At 33.1% G+C, this 6032-nt stretch carries 7 protein-coding genes; 4 read left to right on the plus strand and 3 right to left on the minus strand.

Translation table 11 applies throughout. The features are described from left to right. Positions 1-7 precede the first annotated feature (7 nt). The 3 genes from K5Q14_RS08445 to K5Q14_RS08455 are packed head-to-tail and all read left to right on the plus strand — an operon-like array spanning position 8 to position 2730. Positions 8-1651: an FAD-dependent oxidoreductase gene (locus K5Q14_RS08445; RefSeq protein WP_078126281.1), complete on the plus strand. Its 1644-nt coding sequence runs from the start codon at positions 8-10 to the stop codon at positions 1649-1651. A gap of 20 nt (positions 1652-1671) precedes the next feature. Then, positions 1672-1929 (plus strand): metal-sensitive transcriptional regulator, encoded by a 258-nt coding sequence (locus tag K5Q14_RS08450; protein ID WP_014335266.1) that lies wholly within the window; start codon positions 1672-1674, stop codon positions 1927-1929. A 21-nt stretch (positions 1930-1950) separates the two neighbouring features. Beyond that, positions 1951-2730: an MBL fold metallo-hydrolase gene (locus K5Q14_RS08455; protein WP_220735338.1), complete on the plus strand. Its 780-nt coding sequence runs from the start codon at positions 1951-1953 to the stop codon at positions 2728-2730. A gap of 192 nt (positions 2731-2922) precedes the next feature. Here the strand turns inward: K5Q14_RS08455 and K5Q14_RS09815 are convergent, their stop codons facing one another. From K5Q14_RS09815 to K5Q14_RS08465, 3 genes are all read right to left on the minus strand, one after another. Next, on the minus strand, positions 2923-4044 hold the full coding sequence (locus tag K5Q14_RS09815) for an elongation factor 4 family protein (protein ID WP_242825297.1): 1122 nt from the start codon (positions 4042-4044) through the stop codon (positions 2923-2925). Between the two features lie 17 nt (positions 4045-4061). Beyond that, positions 4062-4718, minus strand: coding sequence for a GTP-binding protein (locus K5Q14_RS09820; protein WP_224145011.1), 657 nt, complete (start codon positions 4716-4718; stop codon positions 4062-4064). Positions 4719-4847: 129 nt separating this feature from the next. Next, positions 4848-5186, minus strand: coding sequence for a winged helix-turn-helix transcriptional regulator (locus K5Q14_RS08465; protein ID WP_014975082.1), 339 nt, complete (start codon positions 5184-5186; stop codon positions 4848-4850). Positions 5187-5313: 127 nt separating this feature from the next. On the opposite strand from K5Q14_RS08465, the gene K5Q14_RS08470 reads away from it, so the two are divergent. Next, positions 5314-5931, plus strand: a complete 618-nt coding sequence (locus tag K5Q14_RS08470) for an NAD(P)-dependent oxidoreductase (protein ID WP_014335269.1) — start codon at positions 5314-5316, stop codon at positions 5929-5931. The last annotated feature ends 101 nt before the right edge of the window (positions 5932-6032 follow it).

Raw genomic sequence — 6032 nt, forward strand, 5'->3', positions numbered from 1 at the left:
GTATAACATGAGGATTATTATAGTGGGGGGGGTAGCAGCCGGTATGTCAGCTGCTACTAGACTGCGAAGGCTATCTGAAAAAGATGAAATTATAGTCTTCGAAAAAGGCCCTTTCGTTTCTTTTGCAAATTGTGGGTTACCTTACCACATTAGCAAAACGATTAAACATCGCTCCCAATTAATTGTGCAAACCGCTGATGATTTAAGAAGTAGGTTTAATATAGATGTACGTGTTAACAGTGAAGTGACCCATATTGATAGAGATAATAAGATGATATCTGTCAATCATGATGACCAACAAGAGAAGCTATATTATGATAAATTAATATTATCTTTAGGATCTAGTCCTGTAATACCTAAGATTGAGGGGCTTCATACTCAATCAAACATTTTTCAATTACGTAATATCCCTGATTTAGATAACATTATGAGCCATTTAGATGAGAGTATTAAAACGGTTGCGGTACTTGGTACTGGATTTATTGGTATAGAAGTTACTGAAAATTTGATTAAGAGAGGTTTTTCAGTCAATCTTATTGAACGTTCTAACCAAATATTGCCAAATCTTGATATTGAGATGGCACAGTCGATTACGAATGAGCTCATAAAAAATGACGTTCGTATCAATACGGGAACTACTATAAATAAGGTGAGCAGAGACATTCTTTATTTAGATAATGGTATGTCAATACAAGCTGATGCTGTTATTATTGCTGCAGGAATTCGACCAAATTCTGATATAGCCATAGCTGCAGGCCTAAAAGTTGGGCCCAATAAAGGCATTGTTGTGGATCATGATTTTAAAACAAGTGACTCTAACATTTATGCAATTGGTGACGTTATCAGTGTTATTCATCAAATTACTGAACAGGAAACACTAATTCCATTAGCGGGACCAGCAAACAGACATGGGCGACAAGTTGCTGATGCTATTCACGGTTTATCTATTAAAAATAAACCTGAGATTGGCACATCAATCGTTAAGGTTTTTTCTAAATCAGCTGCAAGTACAGGTATTAATGAAAAACAAGCAAAGCAACTTGGTTTAAATTATCATGTGACTCATACTTTTTCTTATCATCACGCAAGCTATTATCCTGGCGCAACACAAGTTATGATGAAACTTATTTTTACAAATACTGGTGATATTATAGGTGCCCAAGCTGTTGGAAATCAAGGTGTAGATAAGCGTATTGATCTTCTTGCAACGGCAATCAAATTTAGGCTGAAAGTAGATGATTTACCTGAACTGGAATTAACGTATGCTCCTCCTTTCGGAGCAGCTAAAGATCCCGTTCATATTTCCGGTTATGTGGCTGAAAATATTATTAATAGTCGATCTCATAATATTCAATATAATGAATTAGAGAATTACAGGCGTGATGGTTACTTATTAATTGATGTACGATCTTCTCAGGAAATTAGAGCTATGGGATTAATTAATGGTTTCATAAATATTCCGTTAGAAAAAATACGAGACCATATTAATCAAATACCAAAAGATACTGGTATCATTGTATCGTGTGCTACAGGTCAACGAAGTTATACAGCTGAACGAATATTTATTAATAATGGATTCAGAAATGTCAAAAATCTTGATGGTGCGTTTTCACTGTATCAGTTGATGTATCCACAAAACATTGTAAAATAATTGACTTATGAGGTTCAGGTATGAATACAATAGCATATCAGTATGAAAATATACAAAATAGGTTAAAGAGATCAGCAGGCCAAATAAATGGAATTGTCAATATGATTGATGAAGAGCGTCCTTGTGAAGAGGTCGTCACACAGTTATCTGCTGTCAGAGCAAGTCTTGATAAGGCAATAAAGTTAGTTATTGCTGAAAATATTAGAAATTGTTCAGAAGCAGAAACAGGATCTGAGCAATATCAAAAGGCACTTGAACTGTTAGTTAGAGCTAAATAGATAGGAACATTAAAATTTAATATGAAAATTCAACAAATTAGAAATGCCACCGTAAAAATAGAGTATAGTGATCAAACCTTCTTAGTGGATCCCATGCTTTCTAAAAAAGAAACACTGGCTCCATTTCCAAGTAAGGATGGAAACACTAATAAAAATCCACTTGTAGATTTGACTGAGTCTATATCTTCTATTTTAGAAGGTATTACCGCTGTGATTGTTACCCATAATCACGTAGATCATTGGGATTCAAGAGCAATGGAGGTGATTAATAAAAACACGCCCATTTTTGTCCAGGATCGTGGTGATCAAATTAATATTGCAAACTCTGGTTTTAATGACGTACGTATTTTAGGTATTACTGAAAAATTAGGTGATGTTATTATAAAAAAGATTACAGGTCAGCACTATGAGAATGACGCTGTAAAGCAATTGTTGGATAATTATACCGATACCAGTCATACTATGGGATTTTTTCTTGAATCCGTAAACGAAAAATCGATTTTATTTACTGGTGATACAATTTGGTTTGAAGGGTTAAAAAGTAACCTGGAAAAACTAGAACCAGGTGTCGTTGTAATGAATTCTGGAGGGAATGGAGTTGAATCTGGGAGATTAATATTAGATGCACAGGATGTTGTTGAAATCCATAAAACTCTTCCTAAGACACTGCTTATAGCAAGTCATATGGAAGCTGTGAATCATTGGACAACTTCTAAATCAGAATTGCTGTCTGTCGCAAAAGAAAATGATTTTGCTGATAGTTTAATCATACCGAATGATGGAGAACGTCTTGTACTTTAATAATTATCGTTAATAGGCGCAAGGTACTAAATATACTTTGGAGACTAATATAATTTTAGTAGATTTAACAAGTATTTTTGATAAATCCAAAAATTAATAATGTGATCTAAAAAGGTTGTTGTCTAGGCATAATAGTGTAGACAACAACCTTTTTAATACAATATGCTCATCAAACCATCAATATATCTGATTTTAAAGCTCCTCATCCTCGATTTTAAACATTGTGCTAAAAACTTTCTGAGGTAATTCTATATCATTGGATGCAGCTTTTCTTTGATTAATATTTTGCCTTCTGAGGAGTTCTTGTTGCTTGGAAATACTATTATTCTTTCCACTAACTGCCGCATTTTTTCTTAATGGTGGGACATCTACCCTTGCAATAACTTTCCCCTCCATCATTACTTGCACTGGTAGTGGGTATAATCTTTTGGGAATAGTATATTTTAATTGGTGAACTATTTTTTGCGCAATGGATTCTGATTCCGATTTGTAAGTGATGGACGTTAATTCGTCTACTCTGACGTAGTTAATATAAATATCAAGTCTAACAACATTCGTACGATAGTAACCTATAGATGTTGTTGCTAGAGAAGCGTAACCATGTGAAATTGATTTTAATTTATTGAAAAAGGAATAAATAATCTTAGATAGTGGCACACGATAAGATAAGCTAACTAAATCACTATGATTATCAATACCTATAAACTCGCCTCTATTTTCAGAAAGTAATTTCATCACTGCATTAATTGTCTTTTGTGGTGTAATGATAGTTGCTTTAATGATTATTTCATCTACATGATCAATCATCTCAAAATTTGGAAAAGTAGCCGGATTAACAATTGTAACATTTTCATTATTTTTAAGATAAACGCGATAGGGTACATTTGGATAGGTTATTAATACATCAATCAAAAATTCTTTTTTTAAACGTTCTTTTATAATTTGTAAATGAAAGATGCCTAACAATCCTACTCTAAATCCCATACCTAAAGCATTTGAATACTCCTCTTTGATGCTTAATGATGAATCATTAAGTTTAAGTTGTTTTAACGCTTTGGCTAACAACTTATAGTCTCCCAAAGGATATATTCCAGCAAATACTGTCACTTGACTCATTTTAATAGTGGGTAAAAGTGAGTTAGTTGGTGCGTTGGCATCTGTTATCGTTTCGCCAACATAAGATGTATCTACATTTTTTATACCTGTAATCAAATATCCCACTTCTCCAGATTTTAACTGTGATTTAGGCATACGTATTGTCGTGAAAATACCAAGTTCATGGATTTGAAATGTGATATTTTTTGATAAAAACATCAGTTTCTGATTATTTTTTAGAATACCATCGACAATTCGAATATATAAAATAACACCTTGGAATGGATCATAATAAGAGTCAAAAACCAAAGCAGATAATTTTTTTTATCATTTCCTGCTGGAGGCAAAAGATTAAGAACTACTGTTTCCATAAGTTCATGTATTCCAACACCTGTCTTGGCAGATATTTTTAAAATATCTCTGTTTTGATATTCTGGACATAACGTCTTTATCTCTGTTTCAATTTTATGAGTATTTATACCTGCTATATCTACTTTGTTAATCACTGGTAATATTTTTACTCCAAGTTTTTTACCAATTCTTAAATTAGCTAAAGTTTGTGCTTCAATGCCTTGAGTAGCATCGATTAAGAGAATTGCATTATCGCTAGCTGTGAGACTTTTAGTAACTTCATCTTGAAAATCAACATGCCCAGGTGTATCAATTAAATTAATTTCGTATTTTTCATTATTATCTGCAAGATAAGTATTCTGAATGGCTCTTGCTTTTACGGTTACGCCATGATCCCTTTCAACCTGCAAATCATCAAGTATTTGATCTTCCATTTCACGGCTAGAAATTGTATTTGTAGCCTCTATAATACGATCAGATAATGTTGATTTACCATGATCTATGTGTGCAATGATAGCTAAATTTCTTATATTTTTACTCATCTGGACTAACTCCTAATATTATTACAATGCCAGAAGTCTATATACCCTGGCCACTATTAAACCACTATTAGTCCAACTAATAATATTCTGTTCATATTTTATACCTTTCTAGATGTAATATTGAAGTATTTACTTTTCTCCCTCTGTAGCTTTATAGAGTTCACCCCACTGCCACATTTCATGGATCACTGGTTTTAGTTTCCACCCAATATCAGTTAAAGAATACTCCACTTTTACTGGTACTTCTGCATATATTTTACGCTCAACTAATCCACGGATTTCCATAATTTTCAAATGCTGTGACAAAACTTTATTTGAAATACCATCTAATCCTTTTATTAATTCACTAAATCTCCTTGTACCATTCAACAATTCACGAATAATCAGTATCTTCCAATGATCTCCAATTAAAAGTGCGGTCGTGGCAACTGGGCAAGGGGGAAGTTCTAGGTATTTTAATTCTGTCATAATGTGCTTCCTTTCTATAGTTACTGATGAGTAACTAGGTGATTTATCAATATTTTATTTACATTTACAACTTTATATCTTAGCATATAATATATAAAGAATAAATTAATTCAAAGGAGAATTTATTATGAATATCGGCATTATTGGTGCAACTGGAAAATTAGGAACTTTATTGGTTGAAAAATTAACTCTTAAGGGTGAAAAACCTACTGCAGTCGTACGAAATAAAGCAAAACTTACAACTAATGTGCCCGTAATTGAAAAGGATATCTTTGATCTAACGTCTGAAGATATTAAAGAATTTGACGTACTAGTAAACACTTTTAACGCGCCCCTTGATGATCCAAAACAATTTATTACATCTACTGAACATTTAATTTCAATTTTAAAAGAAACAAAGACTCGGTTAGTATTTGCTGGTGGTGCAGGTGTATTATTAGTGGACGAGCATACAATGTTAGTTGATACACCAGAAGTACCTGCTGAATTTAAGCCAATCGCTGAGGCTGAAGTTACTGCTTTTAAAGCTTTAGCTGAGGTAAAAGATTTTGATTGGACATACATGGCACCTCCTGTAGTTATGGAATTTGACGCACCTCATACTGGTAATCACTCGTTTTCTGGCAATAAGTTAGGCGTTAATGCTGAGGGTAAAAGCTTTATCAGCTATTCAGACTATGCAGATGCATTTGTGGAAAAAATTTTCAACCCTGAAAACCATACTATTGTTGGTGTATATTCTTAACCTAATTTTTCATTTATTAATATCTGCTCGTATACTGAAAATCCGGACTACTTTATTTCTAGGGTAGAATCCGAGATAATCAAGTATAGGAGTTTTTATTA

It is taken from the genome of Leuconostoc inhae, assembly GCF_019656015.1.
In the GTDB taxonomy this organism is placed as follows: domain Bacteria; phylum Bacillota; class Bacilli; order Lactobacillales; family Lactobacillaceae; genus Leuconostoc; species Leuconostoc inhae_A.

Coding starts and splice junctions, on each gene's coding strand:
- K5Q14_RS08445 (WP_078126281.1), top strand. CDS start 8: ATGAGGATTATTATAGTGGGGGGGGTAGCAGCCGGTATGTCAGCTGCT.
- K5Q14_RS08450 (WP_014335266.1), top strand. CDS start 1,672: ATGAATACAATAGCATATCAGTATGAAAATATACAAAATAGGTTAAAG.
- K5Q14_RS08455 (WP_220735338.1), top strand. CDS start 1,951: ATGAAAATTCAACAAATTAGAAATGCCACCGTAAAAATAGAGTATAGT.
- K5Q14_RS09815 (WP_242825297.1), bottom strand. CDS start 4,044: ATGTTTTTATCAAAAAATATCACATTTCAAATCCATGAACTTGGTATT.
- K5Q14_RS09820 (WP_224145011.1), bottom strand. CDS start 4,718: ATGAGTAAAAATATAAGAAATTTAGCTATCATTGCACACATAGATCAT.
- K5Q14_RS08465 (WP_014975082.1), bottom strand. CDS start 5,186: ATGACAGAATTAAAATACCTAGAACTTCCCCCTTGCCCAGTTGCCACG.
- K5Q14_RS08470 (WP_014335269.1), top strand. CDS start 5,314: ATGAATATCGGCATTATTGGTGCAACTGGAAAATTAGGAACTTTATTG.